This window comes from Mesorhizobium sp. M7A.F.Ca.ET.027.02.1.1 (assembly GCF_004022985.1).
Taxonomy (GTDB): Bacteria; Pseudomonadota; Alphaproteobacteria; order Rhizobiales; family Rhizobiaceae; genus Mesorhizobium.
Map to the genome: position 1 here is coordinate 12,387 of NZ_RZOL01000020.1, position 22,075 is coordinate 34,461.

General features: G+C 58.7%; 17 protein-coding genes and 3 pseudogenes. 12 read left to right on the forward strand and 8 right to left on the reverse strand.

The window, feature by feature from the left end; all coding sequences use genetic code 11:
- Positions 1–2: 2 nt before the first annotated feature.
- The 5 genes from EN749_RS04360 to EN749_RS04375 all read right to left on the reverse strand — a co-directional run bounded on the left by EN749_RS04360 (position 3) and on the right by EN749_RS04375 (position 3,479).
- Positions 3–854 carry an electron transfer flavoprotein subunit beta/FixA family protein gene (locus EN749_RS04360; protein WP_126063816.1) on the reverse strand — a complete coding sequence of 284 codons (852 nt, stop codon included), beginning with the start codon at positions 852–854 and terminating at the stop codon, positions 3–5.
- A 188-nt stretch (positions 855–1,042) separates the two neighbouring features.
- Complete coding sequence (gene nifW, locus EN749_RS04365) at positions 1,043–1,420, reverse strand: nitrogenase stabilizing/protective protein NifW (RefSeq protein WP_024505239.1); 378 nt, start codon at positions 1,418–1,420, stop codon at positions 1,043–1,045.
- A gap of 180 nt (positions 1,421–1,600) precedes the next feature.
- A complete protein-coding gene (nifS, locus tag EN749_RS04370) occupies positions 1,601–2,812 on the reverse strand; it encodes a cysteine desulfurase NifS (RefSeq protein ID WP_126063817.1) in 1,212 nt (403 codons plus the stop codon).
- A gap of 158 nt (positions 2,813–2,970) precedes the next feature.
- Entirely contained in the window at positions 2,971–3,141 is a 171-nt protein-coding gene (locus EN749_RS37610; RefSeq protein WP_165349961.1) for a hypothetical protein, read from the reverse strand.
- A 17-nt stretch (positions 3,142–3,158) separates the two neighbouring features.
- Positions 3,159–3,479, reverse strand: coding sequence for an iron-sulfur cluster assembly accessory protein (locus EN749_RS04375; protein ID WP_029356570.1), 321 nt, complete (start codon positions 3,477–3,479; stop codon positions 3,159–3,161).
- A 586-nt stretch (positions 3,480–4,065) separates the two neighbouring features.
- Here EN749_RS04375 and EN749_RS04380 point away from each other — a divergent pair.
- A pseudogene (locus EN749_RS04380) lies at positions 4,066–5,097 on the forward strand (ChuX/HutX family heme-like substrate-binding protein); the annotation flags it as partial.
- Positions 5,098–5,358: 261 nt separating this feature from the next.
- Here EN749_RS04380 and EN749_RS04385 read toward each other — a convergent pair.
- The gene (locus tag EN749_RS04385) at positions 5,359–6,591 is read right to left on the reverse strand and encodes an MFS transporter (RefSeq protein ID WP_126063819.1); all 1,233 of its coding nucleotides are present in this window, start codon (positions 6,589–6,591) and stop codon (positions 5,359–5,361) included.
- A 1,307-nt stretch (positions 6,592–7,898) separates the two neighbouring features.
- Between EN749_RS04385 and EN749_RS04390 the strand changes: the two genes are divergently transcribed.
- From EN749_RS04390 to EN749_RS04415, 7 genes and pseudogenes are all read left to right on the forward strand, one after another.
- Positions 7,899–8,855: an IS481 family transposase gene (locus tag EN749_RS04390; protein ID WP_128362619.1), complete on the forward strand. Its 957-nt coding sequence runs from the start codon at positions 7,899–7,901 to the stop codon at positions 8,853–8,855.
- Between the two features lie 265 nt (positions 8,856–9,120).
- Positions 9,121–10,299, forward strand: a complete 1,179-nt coding sequence (locus EN749_RS04395; RefSeq protein WP_164759124.1) for a cytochrome P450 — start codon at positions 9,121–9,123, stop codon at positions 10,297–10,299.
- A 29-nt stretch (positions 10,300–10,328) separates the two neighbouring features.
- Positions 10,329–10,451 (forward strand): annotated as a pseudogene (locus tag EN749_RS38620) (ferredoxin); the annotation flags it as partial.
- 138 nt (positions 10,452–10,589) lie between these two features.
- Positions 10,590–11,177 carry a nuclear transport factor 2 family protein gene (locus tag EN749_RS04400; protein ID WP_126083656.1) on the forward strand — a complete coding sequence of 196 codons (588 nt, stop codon included), beginning with the start codon at positions 10,590–10,592 and terminating at the stop codon, positions 11,175–11,177.
- 148 nt (positions 11,178–11,325) lie between these two features.
- The gene (locus tag EN749_RS04405) at positions 11,326–12,927 is read left to right on the forward strand and encodes an SDR family oxidoreductase (RefSeq protein ID WP_063169384.1); all 1,602 of its coding nucleotides are present in this window, start codon (positions 11,326–11,328) and stop codon (positions 12,925–12,927) included.
- A gap of 138 nt (positions 12,928–13,065) precedes the next feature.
- On the forward strand, positions 13,066–14,118 hold the full coding sequence (locus EN749_RS04410) for an LLM class flavin-dependent oxidoreductase (protein ID WP_024505249.1): 1,053 nt from the start codon (positions 13,066–13,068) through the stop codon (positions 14,116–14,118).
- Positions 14,105–14,731 (forward strand): nitrogen fixation protein NifQ, encoded by a 627-nt coding sequence (locus EN749_RS04415; RefSeq protein ID WP_029356557.1) that lies wholly within the window; start codon positions 14,105–14,107, stop codon positions 14,729–14,731. Before EN749_RS04410 ends, EN749_RS04415 begins: the two co-directional genes overlap by 14 nt.
- Here the strand turns inward: EN749_RS04415 and rpoN are convergent.
- Both rpoN and EN749_RS04425 read right to left on the reverse strand, forming a co-directional pair.
- Positions 14,728–16,161: an RNA polymerase factor sigma-54 gene (gene rpoN / locus EN749_RS04420; RefSeq protein ID WP_126063822.1), complete on the reverse strand. Its 1,434-nt coding sequence runs from the start codon at positions 16,159–16,161 to the stop codon at positions 14,728–14,730. The two genes, EN749_RS04415 and rpoN, sit on opposite strands and share 4 nt — an antisense overlap.
- A 68-nt stretch (positions 16,162–16,229) precedes the next feature.
- Positions 16,230–16,763, reverse strand: a complete 534-nt coding sequence (locus EN749_RS04425) for a peroxiredoxin (protein ID WP_128362620.1) — start codon at positions 16,761–16,763, stop codon at positions 16,230–16,232.
- 1,174 nt (positions 16,764–17,937) lie between these two features.
- On the opposite strand from EN749_RS04425, the gene EN749_RS04430 reads away from it, so the two are divergent.
- The 4 genes and pseudogenes from EN749_RS04430 to EN749_RS04445 form a co-directional block, all read left to right on the forward strand.
- Positions 17,938–18,249 (forward strand): hypothetical protein, encoded by a 312-nt coding sequence (locus tag EN749_RS04430; protein WP_206437555.1) that lies wholly within the window; start codon positions 17,938–17,940, stop codon positions 18,247–18,249.
- Positions 18,250–19,081: 832 nt separating this feature from the next.
- Entirely contained in the window at positions 19,082–20,197 is a 1,116-nt protein-coding gene (gene hisC / locus EN749_RS04435) for a histidinol-phosphate transaminase (RefSeq protein ID WP_126063823.1), read from the forward strand.
- Positions 20,198–20,291: 94 nt separating this feature from the next.
- Positions 20,292–21,326: an LLM class flavin-dependent oxidoreductase gene (locus tag EN749_RS04440; RefSeq protein ID WP_095484287.1), complete on the forward strand. Its 1,035-nt coding sequence runs from the start codon at positions 20,292–20,294 to the stop codon at positions 21,324–21,326.
- A 244-nt stretch (positions 21,327–21,570) separates the two neighbouring features.
- A pseudogene (locus EN749_RS04445) lies at positions 21,571–22,075 on the forward strand (transposase); the annotation flags it as partial.

Here is a 22,075-nt window from a genome sequence, read left to right on the forward strand (position 1 = left end):
CGTCACGTGCCGCTGTTGAAGGCCAGCTCATGTTCCAGCGCCGGCCGGCGGGTTAAGATATCGGCGATGAGTTCATCGGCTATGTCCTGCAAGCCCCTTTCCGCGGTGTCGATCTGCGCCGCCCTTTCTGCCCGTGCGGTGGGGGCGAAAACACGCTTGACGACTGTAGGCGAGCCACGCAGACCGCACCGGGTGAGATCGTCAATGCCGGCGTCGGCTGCAGTCCACTTCACGACTTGCCTGCGCGCCGCGCACAGAGCCTGCTGGAGCGAGCCCCGGCGGATTTCGTTGGTGTCTTCCAGCATGGTAATGAGGCAAGGGAGTCTGCTCTTCAGCAACTGGGTGCCGCCTTCGGCGCGACGCGCGACTTCGATCTCTCGCGTATCGAGATCGATGGAGGCAATCTTCGCGACATAGGTAAGTTGCGATAAATCTAGGCGCTTGGCTATGCCCGGTCCGACCTGGGCGGTATCGCCGTCAATCGTCTGCTTGCCGGTGAAGACGATGTCCGGCCTGCCGAAAGTCTCCCCAATTTTTGCGATTGCTTGCGAAAGAGCAAAGGAAGTCGCCAGCGTATCGGATCCGGCAAAATAGCGGTCCGTCAAGAGAACTGCTCGGTCAGCACCGTAACCGAGCGCCTTTCGCAGCGAGTCCTCCGCCATGGGCGGACCCATTGTGAGCACAGTAACCTCGCCACCATGAACGTCGCGCAGTTTGAGCGCTTCTTCGAGGGCGAACAGGTCGTAAGGATTGATGATGGTCGGAACACCCTGACGCATGATCGTGTTCGTCACCGGGTGCACGCGGATCTGTGCCGAATCCGGCACCTGCTTGATGCAGATTACGATATGCATTGGCGGTTTCTCTAAGCTCCCAGTCCGGATTCGTGCTTGGCGGTTCGCCTCATTGCCTGCATCGTTCATGCCAAGTCGTCTTCCTGCCTCTATTCCAGAAGGTGGCTTCGTTTGCTTCCGAGGAGGCGTCATGAGGACTGGATTTGTCGACTTCTCGACATTGTCGCGTCGCAGCCGTGTCGGGCTCATTACTTTCCGAACCGCTTCAGTGCAGAGTCGAGCGGGACGAAGGCGCGGCCAGGTGCGGGACATATGTTTGGATCGTGGTCCCTTAGCACCTTGAACACACGTTGCGTGAGCGGCGAGGAAGTCGCGAAATCTTCGTAGGCGCGTTCCAGCTTGGCGCGCACCCGCGCGGCGATTACCTGGTTAGGCAGACCGGAGAAATCTTCTTCGGCAAGGTATTGGCCCACGCGCTTCATGATATGGAGCCGCGAGACATTCATCACTTTCGGGTCGTAGGAGACGCCAAGGCAGGCGAAGAAGTCCTCCGCGGCCGACAGGCCCTTCAGTCGCGCTAGGATATCGGTGCGATCGATCGGGCGGCTATCAGCGGAGCAGTTCATTGTATTCTCCCGGCGCGTAATTGTGGTGTCGATGCATTGGTGACATTGCTGACGGCGTGCCGACCTCTGGCACGGCGGCTGGGCAAGAGACTTGGCGATCTCAAGCTTTTCTGAAGTGGTGAAGGCGACCCCGAGTTTGACTGCTCTCCATTGCGCAGGGTCGTCACGTTGAGGAAGACCTCACGGCTCGTCGGCTATTGTGCCGCTCGGACCCGGGCCGGAATGAAGCTGTTCTGCACCTCGCCCGCACAGTCCAGCACTGGGAACGGCCCGTAGCTTCTCGGTGATCGCAGGCAGGACCTCAAGCACGCGGTCTACGTCATCTTCGCCGTTGTCACGCGACAAGGAGAAGCGGACTGCCCCACATGCCGCGTTCATAGCGATCAGAACATGGCTCGGTTCCAGTGAGCCAGAGGCACAGGCGGACCCGGCGGAACAGGCGATTCCCAGCCGGCTCAGGACAATTGGAATTGCATCGCCTTCGATACCTTCGAATCCAATGTTTGCAGTGTTTGGCAATCGCTCTTGCGGATCGCCGTTGATGGATGTGTTTGGGATGCGCTGGATGATCCCGTTCTCAAGGCGGTCGCGCAACCATTTTATTCGTTTTGTCTCGTCCATGAATTTCAAGGCGAGTTCGGCCGCCATGCCCAGTCCGACTATGCCGGGTGTGTTTTCAGTGCCTGCACGCCGGTCGCGCTCTTGGTGCCCACCCTTGATCATGGAGGAGAAGCGCACGCCACGTCTTACATAAAGCGCGCCTATCCCCTTTGGACCATGCAGCTTGTGGGCGGAGAGCGACAGCATGTCGATCGCGGTCGATTTCAGCTCAATCGGAAGCCTTCCGACCGCCTGCACTGCATCAGTGTGGAAAAGCGCGCCGACTTCCCTGGCTAGATCGGCAAGCTTAACCACGGGAAAGATCGTACCGGTCTCATTGTTCGCCCACATTATCGAGACGATTGCCACTTGTGGAGTGAGAGCGGTTCTGTAGGCGTCCAGGTCGAGCCGGCCGTGGTGATCGACTGGGATAATGTGCACCTTGACGCCGCGCGTCTTTTCAAGGTGCGCGCACAACTTCAGAACGGCCGGATGTTCAACCGCGGAAGTCACTATTTCCGTTCGGTCGGGCATCACCTCCAGCGCCGAAAGGATGGCTGTACTGTCGCTTTCAGTCCCGCCCGAGGTGAAGATGATCTCGTCCTCGAATCCCGCGCCGATGAGGGCTTGCAACTGTTGCCTCGCCTTTCTCACGGCTTCAGCAACCGATGCGCCATAGGCGTGCATGGACGAATGATTGCCAAATTGCTCCGTAAAGAAAGGCAACATCGCTCCAACGACTGCAGGATCAACCCGCGTCGTTGCGTTGTTGTCGAGATAGACAGGGTTCATGGGAGTGATCCTTCAACTGCTGAAATGATTCAAGGGTAGGCGGGCCATTGAACCTCTGGCGCATATCGTATCTGGTAAGGTGGGCGGCCGGGCGAGCGATGGCTTGGCTGACCGGTCGCTGTCGACATTGCCCTTTGGTGGCGGCATCTGCCGGGAATTCAGCTGTTTCGGGCAATTTTGTTTGCTTGCCCACGGCAACGATCGATGATCGCGATTTGGCGCATCACCGAACGCAATTGTTCCGGGCCGACAGTGCGTGTCGGCCGGTTCCAGAGCGCCGGCGGTGCCGGTTCGACGCAGTATTCCTTGGCGTCGCTATAGTCGAACATAGCCTGTTCCCTCGCAATCATTTGCAGGACTTGCCGCAGCCGCACGTCTCACGCGCATTGGGGTTATCGAAAACAAAGCCGGATGTTTCGAGCCCAGTGACGAAGTCCACGGTCATGCCGGCTGCATGGGGTTGGGAGCCTCTATCCATGAACACCTTGAGCCCATCTCGCTCGATGATCGCATCGCCCTCACGTGAGACGCTCTCCAGGCCCATTGAGTATTGGAAGCCGGCGCAGCCGCCGGCATGGACCATGATGCGAAATCCTTCCGCCGGCTCGCTGGCGCGGTAAAGAGCGGCCTTGATGGCGGCAACAGCGTTGTCGGTGAGCGTAATCATGGCTCGATTTCTCCTCGGTCCGACGTTTTCGCGGATCATCTCGCATGGACCGTGCCAAAGGGAAGACGTGTCAAAAACCGTAGGACATCCCGACGTCTCTTATGCTCGATTGCTGGGGAGACGTCCGACAACCGACACTTACTGTCGGATTTGTCGCGTCCGCGTCACAGGAAGGGCGCCTGAGTTCGCGATGCACTCACGCGTAAAGCAATGAACAGAGCCAAAGATGTTCAGAGCTTGCCGCGGAGCAACTGGCACGATTTTTGTGAAGCCTTCGTTGCGGCGGCAAAATTGCCGGCCGATTCACCTTTGGGTTGCCCTCGCAATCGAAGAACGAAGGAGAGCAATATGATCCATCAGACCCGCCTTGAGTGGGAAAGCAGCACCGCCGGTGGTACCCGAATGCTCGATCGGCCGATTGGCGCCGACCACCCAACAATCGCTCTCTACCGGCGATTGGCCGCTGACCGCCCGGAGACAGGATTCGACTGGCATGTGCCTGACGATCGATCGCGTCCGCCGTGCACACCCCTGAGGCCCGTTTTTCGATCGATCGTCAAAAGAAGAACGGGGCAGGGGTAAAAACATGGATCAGCGCAAGAAGCGGTCGCCCAACGAAATCCGGCGTGCGTGGGAAGTCTGTCCGAACATTCCCGCGCGTGATTTCGCAGCCCAATTGGCCATTTCGGAAGCGGAACTGGTCGCGGCCCATTGCGGTTTCGGCGCGGCACGCATCGACCCGCGCGTCAATCACGTTCTGACGGGCCTCGAATTCGTGGGCGAAGTGACGGCGCTGACCCGCAATCAAGGTGCCGTGCACGAAAAGATTGGCGTCTTCAACAGAGTGATAACCGGCAACAATCACGCCATGGTCCTTGGTGACGAATTCGACCTTCGCGTCTTCCCGCAAGCTTGGAGGTATGGTTTCGCTGTTGAAAGGCGCCATCGCGGCGGAATCCAGCGCAGTTTGCAATTCTTCGACGCCACCGGCGCAGCAGTGCATAAGGTGCATCTCAGGCCGGTCTCCAACCTTCATGCCTATCGAAAGCTGGTGGCCGAGCTCGTATCCGCCAACCAGGAGCCGACCATGTCGCTTAAGGCGAGAGTAGCCGACCTGGGCGCGAGGACTGCGGACTGGGCCGGCACGGTGGACGACCTACGCGAGCACTGGAGCCGGCTGACTGACGTCAACCTTCTAAAGACGCTCAAGCTCAGCCGCTGCCAGGCTTTGCGCATGGTCGGCCAGGATTACGCTTGGCTGCTCGACAATGCCGCAGTTGGCGCCGTGCTCCAGCGTGCGGCCGAAGACGAATTGCCGATCATGTGCTTCGTCGGCAACCGAGGTTCTATCCAGACCCATTCCGGCTTAATCAAGTCGGTCAAGCAGATCGGGCCGTGCATCCATGTGCTGGACGAAACGTTCCGGCTGCATCTCAGGACCCACCAAATCCGTGAGGTTTGGGCCGTGCGCAAGCCGACCAATGACAGTCACGTCACCTCGCTCGAAGCATATGGGTCCGACGGCAAGATCATCATCCAGTTGTTCGGTGCGCGCAAGGAAGGCGAACGCGAGCGCGACGACTGGCGGGTTCTGGCGGAAAACCTGCCTCGTTTCCCCGACAGCTACATGAGAAAAGACCGATCGTCGTCGGTGGGACGCCGGCGCCCATCTGCCTCCGCAGCCAGTAGCCGGGCATTGAAGCCGAGACCGGGGACACGATGACGCAATAAGCGCGCTGTATTATCGCAACGCGATGAGCAGGAAGCAATTTGGCGCTGCCCCATCGACCGCATGGTTACGACGAAGCCGCGGCCTTTGGGCCGAGCTCAGAGGTGGCAATAGCGTGAACGCCGCCGACCGTCACTCCCCACCAGGCGGTCAGGTTTTGCGGTTCGGGCCGAGCAAAAATACTGTCAAGACAGCGAGGAACGTGGCAACCGCGCTGTAGACAAAGACACTGGCAATACCCGTGTGATCCACCAATAGGCCACCGAAAGTTGTGCCGGCTGCGATGGCCACTTGGAAGGTTATGACCATCAGTACACCAGCGCTCTCGGCCTGTTTCGGAGCGGCGCGTAGCACCATCCATGTCTGCAATCCGACCGGGACCGCGCCAAAAGCAAAGCCCCATACGGCAACTGCAATTGCCGAGGTCAAGGCCGATGCTCCCATAGTCAGGAGCGAGACAGCGGCTACGGCAATGAGCAGGGGCGGCAGGGCCGCGACCGCCTTGAGACTGTGTTTGGTGAGGAATGCGCCGGCTAAATTGCCGAAGACGCCGGCCGTGCCAAAAGCAAGGAACACGAGCGGGATTGACTTCTTTTCGAGCGCAGGAACGCTCTCGAGAAAGGCGCGGATGTAGGCGAAGCTGGCAAAATGGCCGGAAGCGACCAATAGCACGACTAGCACCGCAACCTTCATCGCCGGATTCTTCGCGACATCCAGCGGACTGCGGAATCTGCGCACTTCGATCGGAGGCAGTGGCGGAATGGTTACGAGTTGCACGAGCAGCGCAACGGCACTCACGATTGCGGCGACCTTGAACGAGGCTCGCCATCCCCAAATGTCACCGACATAAGCGCCGATTGGAGCCGCGCAGACGGAGGCGACAGAAACGCCGGTGAGGATGATCGACATGGCGCGCGGCATGAGGTGACTTGGAACCAGCCGCATCGCCAACGCTGCCGAAATAGACCAAAAACCACCAAGCGATATGCCAAGGACGACGCGTGCCGCCAGCAAAACCGGCAGCGACCCCGCAACCTCTGCCAGAACGTTCGACAGGATCAGCAGGAGCGTCATCGCCCAGATGACGACCCTGCGGTCCAGACGCTTTGTCACGATGGCGATTATCGGTGCCGAGATCGCCGCGACGATTGCGGTCGCTGTTAGCGCCTGTCCAGCCGTGCCCGTGGTGATACGGAGATCATGCGCGAGCGGTGTCAGAACGCTGGCGGGCAGAAACTCTGCCGTCACAAGCCCGAAGGTGCCGAAGGAAAGCGAAATGATGGCACCCCATGCAGGGCCAGAACGTTGATAGGGACTTTCTGGGTCAAGCCGATCTCGGTCGAACAAAGCCGCGTCCACTAAATCTGTCGCCGATTCGGTCATGAATGAGTTCTCCGGCTAGGAGCTGTTGCAGCAGGGGTGGCTACATCGCCGGGGATCAAAGCCGCGAGACCTTCCGGCGGCGGCCAGTCGGCATCAGTCGAGGCCTCGGCGCCCGACGCATCCGAGGCCTCATCGGAGGGCCGACGGACCCAACCGTCGACAATGCGGGAGAGTTCTCGGCGCGGTCGCATCGATCGCATTCGTCGAAGTGCGGTCTGTTCACTGCGAACCAAGCAAGCCGAACGCGGTGTCCTCGATCGAGGCCTTGATGGGGGGATGATCGACGATCTCTATATTGCTTTGAAGCAGGAAGTTCCGTCGCCATATGTGGTTATCCTGGCAGCCAGAATTGAGCGGTTGTCGCAAGCACCAAGGCGGTCGCAATGAGTGCAACGAGGCGGAAGTCTGATCGATGGCTGCGGTTCGATGGCCGCGCGATCGACAAAATTGAGGTGATGAGTTATCCCTTTTGAAGCCGTTGCTCCCAATTCTGGGATAAGGTAATTGCAGGCGGTCCCAGCAACGTCGGGCGGCCTTTTTGGTGATCGAATTCATGGGACGACACTCTCGGTCCGTGACGCATCTGCGAATGACTCCGCAAGTTCCGTGCCATCAACGACAAATCTGGCTCTGCTGAGCGGGTGGTGGAGGCACGAGCGTGGGCTATCCCAAGAGCTTGCCGCAAGGTTGTTCGAAGTTGAGGTGCCGGATAGACCGCAAATATGTCGGGCGGCCTGGGGTTGGCCAACACGAAGATGCGCAAGTTCAAAAGGACGAGCTGAACCCTTGCCGATATCCATCCGAGGCTGATCTGGAGAAGGTCAAGAACTGCGTCTTGAAGGCTTCCGCCGCACCGGCAAATGCTAAGCCAAGGTGCTGGGCAAGATGGACAGGGCCATCCAACCCGTCGACTGGACGCTCATTAATGGCGTCGGTGTGGCTCTGTAGCTGGCGAGAAAAACGCCCTGCTGAAAGACAAAAGCTCGTGTGGCCGGCTCTGAAGGACGGCCAGTGAGGCAGGCGAGGAGAGGCTATAGCCCATTCGTGTAGACTGATCTTGTCCCACGGAGGCGGCTAACCACCCCGCCAGACATCATCGAGGGGAGCGCCACTAGGCTTACCCCAAGTGTTGGTCATTTCCACCTGGGTGACCTCGGCCAAGTCACCAAGCCGCTTAGAGCAAGCTTTCGAACTGGATGCTCCCCGGGCACATGATCGGCTAGCTGTGAGCTTTCGGGAGGTTGTCCATTCGGACCGGACCGAGGAGACTGGAGTTACCACGCTTCAGCATCCATCGGAGGATCCGAATGAACATCCATAAGAATGCCCGTCTCACACCGCTGCGTCGAGAGGAGATGGCGCTGTCGGTGATAGAAGGCGCTTTCTCCAAAGCCCATGCGGCGCGTGTCTACGGCGTGTCGGCCAAGATCGTGGCGCGCTGGGTCGAGCGCTACAAGTCCGAAGGGCGGGCCGGCATGATCGACCGTTCCTCGCGGCCCGCCCATATGCCGCAGGCCACCGCTGCGTTGATCGCCGAGCGCATCATGGCGCTGCGGCGGCAACGTTGGACCGGCAAGCACATCGCCCATGAGGTCGGCGTCTCGCCCGCCACCGTTAGCCGGGGTCTCAAGCGTGCCGGACTGTCGCGGTTGCGGGATATCGAACCGGCCGAGCCGATCCGACGCTACGAGCGCGAGCATCCTGGCGAGATGATCCATATCGATATCAAGAAGCTCGGTCGTTTCGAGCGCATCGGTCATCGCATTACCGGCAAGCGCACCGGCAATGCCAGCTCGCGCGGCAGCAGTTGGGAGTTCGTCCATGTCTGCATCGACGACGCCTCCCGCATCGCCTTCTCGCAGATCCTGCCCGACGAGAAAAAAGAAAGCGCCATCGCCTTCCTCAAGGCGGCGGTGGCCTACTACGCCAGCCTCGGCGTCACGATAGCCCGCGTCATGACCGACAACGGCTCCTGCTACAGATCAAAGGCCTTCGCCAAGGCCTGCCGCGATCTCGGCCTCAAGCACGTCAGGACAAGACCCTATACACCCAAGACCAATGGCAAGGCCGAGCGCTTCATCCAGACAGCACTGCGCGAATGGGCTTATGCCATCGCTTATCCGACTTCAGATCACCGCGCCGCAGAGTTGCCGGTCTGGCTGCACAGATACAATTGGCACCGTCCCCACGGGAGCCTAAAGTCCAAAACACCTATCAGTCGCCTGGCTCTAACCGAGGACAACCTGTTGAGGCTCCACAGCTAGCGATCCCACCAGTTGAGTTGCTCCAAGTCGGTGTCTAGCTTTCTACATTCTGTGTCCGACGCTGGACAAGAATGTTGCAATCCCGACCAGCAAGTCAGCGCAGGCGCCACCTGTTGCCCAGCAAACGGCAAGGATTATCGAAAGACGAATTCGGCACGGAGCTTGCACCAACGATTGCATGCAAATGCCGACAGCATCTCATGAACGGTCTCTCGATTCTGGCGCGGTTAAATCGCGGCCGGTTCCAGATCATGTCCCGCCCGAAATGGTGAGGGACTTCAGCCTGTTTACGTCGCCCGGCATGTTGCCGACCGCTAACGGGGATCCGCATGCAGCGGTTGCTTGCGTTCATGCCGGGCCTCCGATCTTTTATTCAACCAGCAACACGCGCGACGGTCGGGGTACCTGGGTCATCACTCGCGCGAGCGACCAGCGCCGGGTGCTGCAGGACACCGAAACGTTTTCCAGCCATCGCAGCATCTTCGCCTCTGTGCTCGGCGAGAGCTGGCCGATGATCCCGCTTGAGCTCGATCCGCCATTCCACGGTGTTTTTCGCTCACTGCTCAATCCGCTGCTTTCGCCAAAGCGGGTAATGGCATTGGAGCCGGCTGTCCGGGAACGAGCGATCAAGCTGATCGACAGGATCGCCGCATCAGGCACGAGCTGCGACATCATGAAGGATTTTGCAGTTCCGTTCGCGGTCAATATCTTCCTTCGCTTTATTGGGCTTTCGGACAACGGACTAGAAACATTTGTCGGCTGGGCTAGAGATCTGCTCCACGGCGATAAGGAGCAACGACCACCCGCAGCCCGGACGATCGTGGCCTTCATCGACGAACTTGCCACCGAGCGCCGCAAGGAGCCGGTCGATGATTTCATGACCTTCATCGTGAAGGCAAAGGTCGAGGGTCGTCTGCTCAGTGACGAAGAAGTCCGTGGCATCGGCGTGCTTGTGTTCGTCGCGGGACTCGACACGGTCTCAGCAGCCATATGCTTCGACTTGGCCCATCTCGCGCGCAACCCCAAAGATCAGGAATTGCTACGAAGCGAACCGGACCGGATTGCCGTCGCTGCGGAAGAATTGCTGCGCGCCTATTCGACCATTCAGATGATCCGAGTGGCAACGAAGGATGTCGACTTCAAAGGCGCGCCGATCCGCAAGGGAGACTATGTTTCCTGTGCCACGATGATTGCCAATCGTGACCCGGCGGAATTCGAATGCCCGAATGAGATCGATCTGGCGCGCGAGGACAACCGGCACGCTGCCTTTGGCTATGGTCCCCATCGTTGTCTTGGCTCACACCTTGCCCGGCGGGAGATTGTCATTGGCCTGGAGGAGTGGCTGGCGCGCATCCCAGCCTTTCGGATCAAGACAGGGACTGAACCTATCACCTTCGGCGGCCATGTGTTCGGGATCGAGAATCTGATCCTGGACTGGTCCTGAAGTTTCAGCCAACGACATTGGAGTTCGCTATGCGTGTCGTCGTACATAAAGCCAGATGCCAGGGTCATGCGCGCTGCTGGGCGCGGGCGCCGAGAGTCTTCAAGCTTGATGACGCCGGCTACATCTTGCCCGGTGATATTGATGTTGCCGATGGGGAGCAACTGCTTGCCTCAAAAGGGGTACGAGCCTGCCCCGAACAAGCTCTGGAAGTTGACGAGCCCCCCGCTAACTCAGTTGTAGAGAGAGACACACGCAAAGTGCAGACTGGCATCGGGAAGGATAAAACAATCATACAATTCGCGACAGACCCTGTCGACCACGCGAAAATTACCGAACTGCGTGACCGAGAGGCGATCCGCAACTGCCTGTATCGGTACTGCCGCGGGATAGACCGCGCCGATGAGGCGGCGCTGCGTAGCGCATACTGGCCCGAAGCGTATGACAGGCACGGTCCCTATTGCGGACCGGCAGAGGACTTCATCCAATTTGCTCTCGGTCTGCCGGGGCACCGTAACATCCATCAAATCACGAACAGCCTGATCGACTTCATCAGTTCAGCAGAGGCCGCGGTCGAGAGCTATTTCACCGCGCTGCAACGCGGACCGGATACAGACCAAGAAATACGTCAGACGCTGCTTTGCGGCCGTTACTGCGATCTGTTTCAGAAGAGGCAGGACGAGTGGCGAATTGCGGAACGGACAGTCGTCTACGATTGGGTTGAGGAGCAAATCCCGCCAGCGATTCTTGAGGCAGATAGGTTCGGCCGGCGACAGCCGATTGGAGCACAACATCCAGACGATCCCATCTACCAGTTGCTCAAGGGTCACATCCCCACCGACCAAGATGGCGTCGAGGGTCCCCAACTGGGAGCTGCATAAGTGGGGAGAAATGGAGGATGAGCGCCCTACGGGAACGACATCTGTGTGGGGCCGCAACTGGCGGTCACTGCAACGATTTGGCTCGGCCCTTCATTCCGCCCAAGGTTGATGGGCTGAGATCACAAGCGGTCATCGTGGAGAAGCTCTCGTGAAACTGGCAGCACGCACCGTAATCATCACAGGCGCTGCGGGCGGGATCGGCCGTGCCCTGGTCGATATCCTTGCCGCGGACGGAGACACTGTAGTTGCGGTGGACCTTCCGGGCAGTGGTGTGGTTGAACTGGCTCGGGATCTCGGGTCGCCGCACGTCGGTCTGGAGTGCGATGTGTCGCGAGAGAAGGACATGCTCTCACTTTTCGGCCAGGTCGAAGCACGGTTCGCGCAAATCGATGTCCTCATCAACAATGCGGCGGTTGGACCCACGATGGATAGGATCATCGACACCGCTGTCGATACCTTCCGACGCGGCGTGACAGTGAACCTTATTGGGCCATTCGTTATGGCCCGGGAAGCGGCGCGGCGCATGAAGCCGGGCGGTGCGATCGTCAATGTGGCTTCGATGGCGGGCGTGGTCGGCAATCCCAGGCGCAACGCCTACGCAGCCTCGAAAGCTGGCGTGATCTCGTTGACAAAGTCCCTTGCATGCGAGTGGGCTATGCGAGGAATCCGCGTCACGGCGGTGGCGCCGGGCTCCGTCCGCACCCCAATGGTCACAGAACTGGCACGCGCTGGCAAAATGGACCTCGCGGCGATACGCCGCCGCGTGCCGATGGGGCGCTTGGCTCGCCCCGACGAGATCGCCAGGGTCGTGCGTTTTCTGAGCAGCACGCAGGCGCGCTACATCACCGGCTCGGTGCTGGCAGTCGACGGAGGCTGGATGTCATTCAACCAGCCGGGGGATGCTCACCCGCCGGTGGATGGTGCGCTCCAAGCCGAGCTCTCCTGTCCGGCCGAATGCACAGATGCGCGAATCGTGCTCGTCACCGGTGGCGCAAAAAGCATTGGCGCGGCCGTCGCTCGCCGCTTTGCCGCGAACGGCGACACCGTCGTGATTGCTGATAAAGATGGCACTGCAGCGGCAGAGCTGGCTACATCGCTCCCCGGCAAGCATCTGGCGAAATCGCTGGACGTGGCCGTCGAGAGCGATGTGGTGTCGATGTTCGAAGAACTGAGGGGACGCTTCGGGTATATCGATGTTCTGGTCAATAGTGCTGATACCGCCGACAGGATTGTGCCTGCGATCGAGCAACTGTCGAAACAGCTCGAACACGTCCTGGATGTCAACCTTACCGGCGCCTTCACCTGCGCGCGCGAAGCGATCAAGGCTATGCGCCCGGGCGGCGTGATCCTCAATCTCGGGTCGATCGACAGCTTTCTGCCGTTCGCGCCGCGCCATGCCTACGGCGCCTCCAAGGCGGGGATGGATATGCTGACCCGTTGCATGGCGGCCGAACTCGGGCCGGTCGGAATTCGGACAGCCACCGTCGCTCCTGGCCACATCCGCACGCCCGCACTTGCTCAGTTGGCCAAAGCCGGCCGCATCGACCTGACAGCAATCGGACGACGCATCCCCATGGGCAGGATGGGACGGCCAGAAGACGTCGCAGATGCATCGTTCTTCCTTGCTTCGTCTGACGCCTCATACATCAACGGCTCGATCCTCTACGTGGACGGCGGCTGGACCTCGTTCGGTGATGCGGGAAACGCCAGCGAACTCTATGACGAATGTTTTGCGGAGGCCGCAGGTTAATTGCCAGGCCTTCGCAGGGCGACCGGCCGAGCATTATGAAGCCTCGGCTCCACGACGCACCTGAGGTGCTTGAGATCCAAGCATGTGCATGCCGAGCACATTCCCGGTCGGCTGACGTGTCTATAACGAGGAGAAATCATGGAATTTGCCACTTTCATTCTGGCCGCCCAGCGTGGCTATCACCAATCCTCAGAAAGCGTCATCCGCAACTCCATCGAACAGGCCGTCGCTTCGGAGCAGGCTGGGTTCAACACCGCGTGGTTTGCTGAGCACCACTTCAACAATTACAGCCTCATACCATCCCCGCTGATGATGGTGGCGCACTGCGCCGGCTTGACAAGCACGATTCGCCTGGGCACTGCCGTCTGCGTGCTGCCGCTTTACCAACCGCAGCGCCTGCTGTCCGAGATCGGCTTCGCCGACATCGTTGCGAACGGCCGTCTCGAGCTCGGCGTAGGCTTGGGATACCAGCAGTTCGAGTTCGAACGGTTCGGCGTGGACATCGATGAGGCGCCGGCCGTCTTTTCGGAATACCTGGACATCATTCTCAAGGGCCTCAACCAAAACGTCTTCGAACACGACGGCCAGTATGAGAAGATCCCCCCAACAGCGATTTCGGTCCGCACAGTCCAGCAGCCGACGCCGCCTATCTGGATCGCTGGCGGAGCCGCACGGATGGCTCGGGCCTACCGCGAGGGGCACAATTTTTTTGTCACAGCCTTCCACGACGGCTTAGAGACTTTGACCACACTGCGTGAATCAGTCGAGAGGGCGGCGGCATCCGAGGAAAAGAACGTCACCGACGTCAAGATATCGCTGCTGCGCTGCTGCTATGCCAGCCACGACGAGTTGGAGATCAACAGCTATCTCGACAATGCCCGCTTCCAGCGCCGGCTTTCTGAAGCCCTGCATCAGCGCCGCCAACAGAGCCACGATGGCTACCTGCTGCAGGAGACACCGACCCAGCAGGATCTGTCCTTCGAGACCATGCGCAAAAATTTGCCGATTGGCAGCGTAAATCGCGTGATTGATCGCCTGCTGGAAGAGATCGATATCTTGAAACCGGACCAGATCGCAGTTCAGACTCAATTGGGCGACTTCGACCAAAAGACGATGCTGCGCCAGATCGAGCTCTGGGGCGACAAGATCATCCCTGCGGTCAACAAGGCGCTTTGTCATGCCGGAAGCTGAAGCCGGCCGTTACGATGATGGCTGCCTATCCAGCGCGCAATGGCGTGGGTCCGAGCTAGGGAGGAGCTTCGATCAGCATGTGCTGCCCTGCGTACATTCACGTTCGCTTGAGGAGGTCCAGGCGGGCGAGGTGTTGGCGACGGAGGGGACAGGCCTTTCGTCTGTCGAATTGCGTGATGTCTTGGCCGCAACTTTCCCGTCTACCTCCAGCAGCGTATTCGCTTTGGAGGAGTTGAGCGAGCCCGAGCCGGAACTGGAAGAGGAGCTGCTACGCCGGCTGCTGCTAGCGCATGCTGCGCCGGCCGACCCGGCGAGCGGCCGCTTGGCCAAGATCATCGCCCGGCGTGCGATGCGCACGGACCATCTTTGGCGGGATCTTGGCCTCTCAAATCGCGCTGAGCTCAGCCGCCTGCTTGCCAGACATTTTCCCGCGCTGGCGGCAGGCAACACAGAAAACATGAAATGGAAAAAGTACTTTTACCGCAAGCTGTGTGAGGCCGAAGGCTTTTCGTCATGCACTGCACCCAGTTGTCGGGAATGCCAGGACTTCGAAAGCTGCTTCGGCCCGGAGGAAGTTGAGAGTCGCCTCTCGCCGACCAGGAATGCCGGTTAGTCACTTCGCTTGATCGCAGCTGCGGACAAACGCTTATCGCGGCGCCGTAGTATGGAGGAAGGGATGTTCATCGCCTCGCGATATTTGGTGACGGTACGGCGAGCGACATTGATGCCGGTCTGCTTGAGCTGAGCAACGATGTCTTCGTCGGAAAGTACCTTGTCGAGCGATTCTTCGGCGATGATTGCCTTGATCCGATGGCGGACAGATTTGGCGGAGTGCGCGTCGCCGCCCTCGCAGGATGCGATTGTCGCTGTGAAAAAATACTTCAGCTCGAACACCCCGCGCGGAGTTAACATGTACCTGTTCGAAGCCACCCGGCTTACCGTCGACTGGTGCATTTTGATCCCGTCAGCGACATTTTTGAGACAGAGAGGCCGCAGATGGGCGACGCCGTGTGTAAAAAAGGCATCCTGCTGGCGCACGATTTCGGTCGCAACCTTAAGGATCGTCTTAGCGCGCTGCTCGAGGCAGCTGATCAGCCAGTTCCCTTTTTCCTGGCAATGGTCGAGAAACGCTTTGCCTTCCGGATTTTGATTGGTCAGCTGCGAGATTTCGGCGACATAGGTGTGGTTGATCAACACTTTGGGCAGCGTGGCCGGATCAAGCTCCACCCGCCATCCACCTTCGGACTTGGGCATTACCCAGACGTCCGGTACGATGGTTTCCGGCGTCCCGGACTGGAACCGGTCTCCAGGCTTGGGATCGAGCGCGCGGATTTCGTTCCTCATGTCGAGGAGATCCTCCTCGTCGACTCCGCAACGCTGCTTCAATCCCTGAAAATCCCCCCGTGCAAGCATCTCGAGATTGGCGACCAAAGCTGCCATAGCCGGGTCGAACCGGTCTTGCTGGCGCAGCTGAATCTCCAGGCATTCGCTGAGAGTTCGCGCAAAAATCCCCGGCGGATCAAATTGCTGCAAGATTCCGATGACCCGTTCCACATCAGCTTGCCGAACGTTTAACCTCCTGGCCAGATCGAAAAGGTTTACCTGAAGATAGCCAGTGTCCTCCAGATGGGCGGCGAGCTGTCCGGCAATCAGCCGCTCCTGGGGGGTGAACGGGGTGAGGGCGACCTGGCGGGCGACATGGTCGTGCAATGTTTCGGTGTGGGCGGTAAACTCCTCGACGGCAGGTCGATCGTTGCCGCTACTGCGTTGCGACTTCCATTGCCCGCGCCCGCCAGACGGCCCGCCAATGGGCGATTCGCCGATTTCGCTTCTGCTTTGACTGCTCCGCTGATCCACCCCTGACAGCGGCGAATCGTCGTCAAACGGGTCAGGCTTCAAAACGGGGTTCCTCTCGAGTGCCTGCTGCACGAGCTGATGGAGTTCAGTATGCGTCAATCGCAGCAAGCGAATAGCTTCAATGGCTTGAGGCGATAAGACCATACGTTGCTTCTGGCGTTGAAGCAGGCTTGCTGAGAGATGCATGTTGAACCGTAATCTGCCGAGGATGCTCTAGTGTGTGCTTGGGTTGTGTGAGACTTGCCACTTCTGGGTCATGCCGCCGCCTTCAGTTTGTCGAGAACGTTTTGCGGGGATGAAACGCCATAGGGGTCCGTCTCGCAGTTGTCACAGAAGCCTTCCTCCTCGAACCACTGCTCCACCACGCCATCGTCGATCAGAGCGGCGTATCGCCAGGAGCGCATGCCAAAGCCCAGATTGTCCTTCGCGACCAGCATGCCCATTTTGCGCGTGAACTCGCCCGACCCGTCTGGGATCAGCTCGATCTTCTGCAGCCCCAAGGACTTTCCCCACGCATTCATGACGAAAGCATCGTTGACCGAGACGCAGTAGATCGCGTCAATTCGCAGTTCCAGAAATTGATCATAGAGTTTTTCGAAATCGGGCAGTTGGAAGGTCGAGCAGGTCGGGGTGAAGGCGCCAGGCAGCGAGAACAGGATGACGCGCTTGCCCCCGAAATAATCGTCGGCGGTCTTGTTCTCCCACCGATAAGGATTTGGCCCCCCGATCGACTCATCGCGAACACGCGTGCGAAAGGTCACGAGAGGAACGTTCTTTCTGTCGGTCATTGATTTGCTCCCAGGCCAAAGTGGTACGGTGCATTTTTCGGTTAAACTGAAGCGGCATCGACTTCGGTCGACAGTTCCGGCAGCCTCGCGCCTTGGCGTGGTTGCCTCGGACCGGTCTTGTGCAAGACCGCCCCCGAGCAGGCACGTTTAAAGGCGACGAGCTTCCGCGGAGACGGGGAATTTCGCTCGCGTGCTTTATCGAGCTTTGAGAGGTAGGCATGGTCTGCAACCGTGATTTTGACTGCGTTCTATCGACCGAGTCGCAAGCGCCATGCCAATTGACCCGATGCCTTGGGTTCACTTCGGTTTTTGCAGCAACTTTCGTGTTGTGCAGTAATGCCGGTCGATATTATTGCTCAAGCAGCACTGGAAATTGGGTGCGACTCCGTTCGGCAAACCCGGCCTTTGTCCGAAGCCGGACACGAATGTCGGAAATAGCCAAACGCCAGGATCTGGGGCGGGTTAAGAAACGTTGCCGTGGGCACCGGCTTCAGCACAATTGCGCCACGCGAGCATGGCTCCCAGCGTCAATGCCGTGCAGCAGCGAGACGAAGTCACTGCAGAATATCAACCTCTGCGAAGTCGTTGAAACCCAGCATGTGCGAGCCGTTCGAGGCGCAGATCAAGGCATGCTCGAGGAAGAGCTCGTGCTCTCGGCAGCAAGTGTTGCGACGTCTGACAAGGATCGTCGCGCTTCAAGGAAAAGAACCTGAATGGTGCACGGCTTGTGAAGGCCGGCGCATGGAAATGGCTGGGCTGATCATCCTCCATGAGGGTTGAATGAAGAGCTGGCCCCTATCTCCCTCAGCTGCAACGGGGGGAGGTAGGGCATGTCCGTCTATCGCGCTGGGTAACATTCCTCGGTGAGGCAATAAGGGGGAGCAATTTCTCATTTCGGCAGACACGACCCAGCTCTCCTTTCATGCGCTGATTCCCCCAAGGGAAATCGCGACTCCAGGCTTCCTATGCAGCGAATCGCGGTGCTGTCCGATGTCCGACAATGTCGGATGCGGATCGTAGCTGGGCTAGATCCGTCACTTTGCCTCGATGGTTTCCCACTGGCCTTATATCTGCTTCGCCCCAAATGCGGCGACATAACCTGTGCGGCATCTGTGAATGGATCGACTTCAATCGAGACCTCGGAGGTCCCGATGCGCGAAGGGAGCTTGCCGATATGACGGCCACCATAGCGAACCACGGTCCGGACGACGAGGGGACTTGGATCGGCGGGCCTGCGGCGCTGGGACACCACCGCCTGGCAATCATCGATATCCAGGGCGGCCGTCAGCCGAGGATGCTCCAGGAGGATGGCCGACCTGACTTGGTGCTCGTCTACACGGGTGAGACTTACAACTACCGCGAGCTGCGTCAACAGCTGGCCGGCCTAGTCCATCGCATGAACACGAGCAGTGACACCGAGGTGGTGCTGCACCGCCCCCGCGAGTGGGGCTCTTCGGCGGGTACACTTTTTTCACGAAATCCGTGAATGTTTCTCGCGACATCATCCCGCAATCGGTGGTGCAGCGGGTGAAGAGCCCGTATCCGGCTATCCAGAATGCCGCCTACGACAAAATACTACGTACGCGGTTCACTGCGATGCTGGACGACCTAGTGCCGGCAGTGGCACCGCTGTTGTCCGTCGACAGGTCCCGCGCTTGCTCGGTGCGACCAACAACCTTAAGCGCTAGGGCGTAACCTGACCCTGCAAGATCTCCTCACCGACTATAAGGTGCGCCTCACGATCTGAGACGATGGGACAGGATGGCTAAGGAGGTGCGCCGTCTTGCATGCCCCGCCACCGAGGCGAACCCTCTTGGCTACGCGCGCCACAGCGACGCTCCATATCGTCAGGCCTGCGTCTCATGCTCAGATGAGCCGGTATTTGGCTCTCTCATCAGCAAACCGAGAGAGCCCATGCCAAGACGGAAGCAAGCAAGACGAACGAGCGTCAGAGATATCCTGCGCCTGACCCATAAACAGGGCAGTCCGGTGGGCCAGGTGGCAGAGCAACTGAGGTTCGGCAAGACTTCGGCTTCCACCTATCTGCGGGCGCTGGAGACGGGCTGTCGTGCAGGCCCTGCATGCGGCTTTGAGGACGATGCGATGTTGAAACACCGTCTGTTGCGCCGAATCGGCCGTCGGCCACACGTTGGGTCGTCATCAGGTTCTCGACAGCTTGCCGGTGTCAAATCCAAACCGTGGTCGGCGATCCCCACCAGGGTGGGAAGGCAGCGCTGATATAGCCGAACGTCGATCAAGTCACGATCAACTATTGCCTCATGTCACATGCCCTGCGGGACTGAAAAACGGAGAAGAACATGTGCGATGCAAAACTGAAGACCGTGCTTTCGCTTTTTTCGCCGGTGGCCAGCAAATTAGATGCTCTCTCGTCCAACGGACCAGCGACGGATGCAAATTGCGTTAAGCTAAATACGAACGAGAACCCGTTTCCGTTGCCGAAGAGCGTAATGCAAAGTGCAATTGCTGCGATCGAACACCAGTATCTTTATCCGGAAGACGACAATCTCAGCTTAAGGGCAGCTGCCTCCGATGCTTACGGATTTTCCAAAGATCAGGTGATTGCCGGCAACGGTTCGTCGGAGCTGCTCGGACTCATCTACAGAGCTTTCCTCGCCCCAGGAGATAGAGTGGCGATGCTGTCGCCCGGATTTTCGTTCAACCGTAAACTTGCCATGTTGCAGGGTGCCGAGTTTCTCGAAATCGCATCGAGCGAAGCTCATCCCCTGCCGATAGAAAAACTGCTGTCCGGCCCCGCAAAAGACGCGAAGTTCATTCTGTTGGCTAATCCGAACAATCCGACCGGAACATTCGTGCCGGTGGCCGAAATCGAACGCCTTGTGGAGCAAGCAGATCGCTTGGTCGTCTTGGATGAGGCCTACGTTGACTTCGCACCCGACAATGCCCTGCGCCTCGTCAATAGACATCCGAATCTTTTGATCTTGAGGACTTTTTCAAAGAGCTATGCTGCTGCTGGCGTGCGAGTCGGCTTCGGTTTCGGTCACCCAGAAATCATTGGCAGGCTGCGCAACATCCAGAATGTCTTCAACATGAACGTGATCGGGCAGGCGGTCGGGAAAAGCATTCTTGCGCATCGCCACGCCTACGAAGAGAACCACAGGCACATCAAGCATGAACGACAGCGAGTGACCCTGGCGCTGTTGCAACTTGGCTTTTCCGTAACACCCTCCCACGCAAACTTTTTGCTGGCCCGTGTGCCGGCGGGACAGGAGGGCTCATGCTGGCAAGCCGCGTTGAAAGAGCAGGCGATCCTCATCGCCAGCTTTCCTGACGTAGATTTGAAGAACTGTATTCGCGTCAGCATTGGCACCACAGAGCAGATGGACAAATTCCTTGCTGCCGCCAAACGCGTCTGTATGAGCTTTAAGAAGAATCGCGGTGTGCACAAGCATTAAGTCAATTCACATTAAGCGCCAAGTAATAGGTGCTGATATGTCGCCAGCTATGATGATTAGCGAATAAATAATAGGTAATTTGGAGAACAATTAATTGAAGAAAATTTCCGCTTCGGGCCTGACCTTCGGCATCTTCGATCATCTGGACGAAAACGGCGATGACATCGCACAACAATATGCAGATCGGCTGAGCCTAGCAGAAGCGTGCGATGGCTATGGCTTTTATGCGTATCATCTCGCCGAGCACCACTGTACGCCGCATGGCAGAGGTCCATCACCGAATTTGTTCTTAGCGAGCGTCGCCCAGCGAACCCGCAGTCTTCGTGTTGGTCCCATGGTAATGCTACTTGCGCTCTATCATCCGCTGCGTGCCTTCGAGGAGATCTGCATGCTTGATCAGTTGAGCGGCGGCAGGCTTGAACTCGGCATAGGGCGCGGCTCTGCTCCCACTGAATTGGGATACTTCGGGGTTGCTGTAGAAGCAGCACCAGAACAGTATGCGGAGGCCAGTGAGATTCTCATCAATGCGATGAAAGGCGGGACGCTTTCTTATCAGGGCCGCCACTTTGAGTTGAAAGATGTTCCGCTGACGTTGAGACCTCACCAATATCCCCATCCGCCGACATGGATCGCCACCAATCGACCCGAGCCGGCTAGCTGGGCCGCTGCGAATGGGGCAAACATCGCCTGCGTCGGACCTTCCACTTCTGTTCGCAGCGTTACCGACGCGTTCCGCGCCGCCCGAATTCACGATGCTGACATTGGCCAGCAAGCGCCATTTCTTGGATTGCTCCGAATGGTGGTGATAGGGCGTTCTGAAACAGATGCGTATTTGCTCGCAGCACCTGCCTATGAACGATGGCTCAATAGCTTCAAATTTCTATACGAACTAAATGCCATTTCCACTCCACCAAACTTGCCTTTGAACTTCGATGCAGCAATTGAAAGTGAATTGTGCGTCGTGGGAACGGCAGATTCTGTCCGAAAAGCTCTCCTTGATCAGCTGGAAGAGGCAGGTGCTAATTATCTTCTGTGTCAACTGGCATTTGGGGATTTGCCGCTGGATGCCTCACTATACACCGCATCGGCCATTCGATCCGAAATCATGGCTCGAGTTGCCGCATCGTGAATCCGTCGTGTGATTGGAGGAGCAGCGGCAGCGCTGCTCCTCATTGCGAAACGGTTGTGGGGGCCGGACTCCTGTCAGGTGTAAACCATTGGAGCACGTCCTATCTGATCCAGGTCATATCCTGCGGCTTTGAAGTAGTTGGCACATTCGGCTGGGGTGAAGAGGTCGACGACCGCGCCGAGGCCTTGCCCCTCTGATCTAATCCGGTTTGAAGTTCGTTCTGGCCCATCCAGAGGATCAGGACATGAAACGCAGCCGCTTCTCTGAAGAGCAGATCATCGGAATTTTGAAGAAACACGAGGCCGGGGTATCGGTTGGCGATCTGTGCCGCAAGCACGGGGTCAGCGACGCCTCGATCTACAATTGGAAGGCCCGCTTCGGCGGGATGGATGTCACCGAGGCTCGGCGACCTGAAGGGCTGGAGGACGAGAACACGCGCCTGAAGCGGCTTCTGGCCGACGCCATGCTCGACAATGCCGCGTTGAAGGACCTTGTGGGAAAGAAATGGTGACGCCCGCCGCCAAGCGGAAAGCTGTCGCTCGCCTGAAGGAAGGCTTCGGGATGAGCAAACGGCGGGCGTGTAAAGCCATCGGCTGTTGCCGCATGACGGTTCGCTACCAGACCAGCAGGCCGGACGACCGGGAGGTTCGCGAGCGGATGAAGGCGATCGCGCAGGAGCGTCGCCGGTTCGGCTACCGGCGTCTTCTCGTGATGCTGAGGCGGGAGGGCCTGGTCGTGAACCACAAGAA

Excerpts from the sequence above, each read along its gene's own strand:
- EN749_RS37610 (WP_165349961.1), bottom strand. The coding sequence starts at position 3,141 with ATGTTCGACTATAGCGACGCCAAGGAATACTGCGTCGAACCGGCACCG.
- EN749_RS04375 (WP_029356570.1), bottom strand. The coding sequence starts at position 3,479 with ATGATTACGCTCACCGACAACGCTGTTGCCGCCATCAAGGCCGCTCTT.
- hisC (WP_126063823.1), top strand. The coding sequence starts at position 19,082 with ATGTGCGATGCAAAACTGAAGACCGTGCTTTCGCTTTTTTCGCCGGTG.
- EN749_RS04395 (WP_164759124.1), top strand. The coding sequence starts at position 9,121 with ATGGTGAGGGACTTCAGCCTGTTTACGTCGCCCGGCATGTTGCCGACC.
- rpoN (WP_126063822.1), bottom strand. The coding sequence starts at position 16,161 with ATGCATCTCTCAGCAAGCCTGCTTCAACGCCAGAAGCAACGTATGGTC.
- EN749_RS04390 (WP_128362619.1), top strand. The coding sequence starts at position 7,899 with ATGAACATCCATAAGAATGCCCGTCTCACACCGCTGCGTCGAGAGGAG.
- nifS (WP_126063817.1), bottom strand. The coding sequence starts at position 2,812 with ATGAACCCTGTCTATCTCGACAACAACGCAACGACGCGGGTTGATCCT.
- nifW (WP_024505239.1), bottom strand. The coding sequence starts at position 1,420 with ATGAACTGCTCCGCTGATAGCCGCCCGATCGATCGCACCGATATCCTA.
- EN749_RS04410 (WP_024505249.1), top strand. The coding sequence starts at position 13,066 with ATGGAATTTGCCACTTTCATTCTGGCCGCCCAGCGTGGCTATCACCAA.
- EN749_RS04385 (WP_126063819.1), bottom strand. The coding sequence starts at position 6,591 with ATGACCGAATCGGCGACAGATTTAGTGGACGCGGCTTTGTTCGACCGA.
- EN749_RS04430 (WP_206437555.1), top strand. The coding sequence starts at position 17,938 with ATGACGGCCACCATAGCGAACCACGGTCCGGACGACGAGGGGACTTGG.
- EN749_RS04360 (WP_126063816.1), bottom strand. The coding sequence starts at position 854 with ATGCATATCGTAATCTGCATCAAGCAGGTGCCGGATTCGGCACAGATC.
- EN749_RS04415 (WP_029356557.1), top strand. The coding sequence starts at position 14,105 with ATGCCGGAAGCTGAAGCCGGCCGTTACGATGATGGCTGCCTATCCAGC.
- EN749_RS04425 (WP_128362620.1), bottom strand. The coding sequence starts at position 16,763 with ATGACCGACAGAAAGAACGTTCCTCTCGTGACCTTTCGCACGCGTGTT.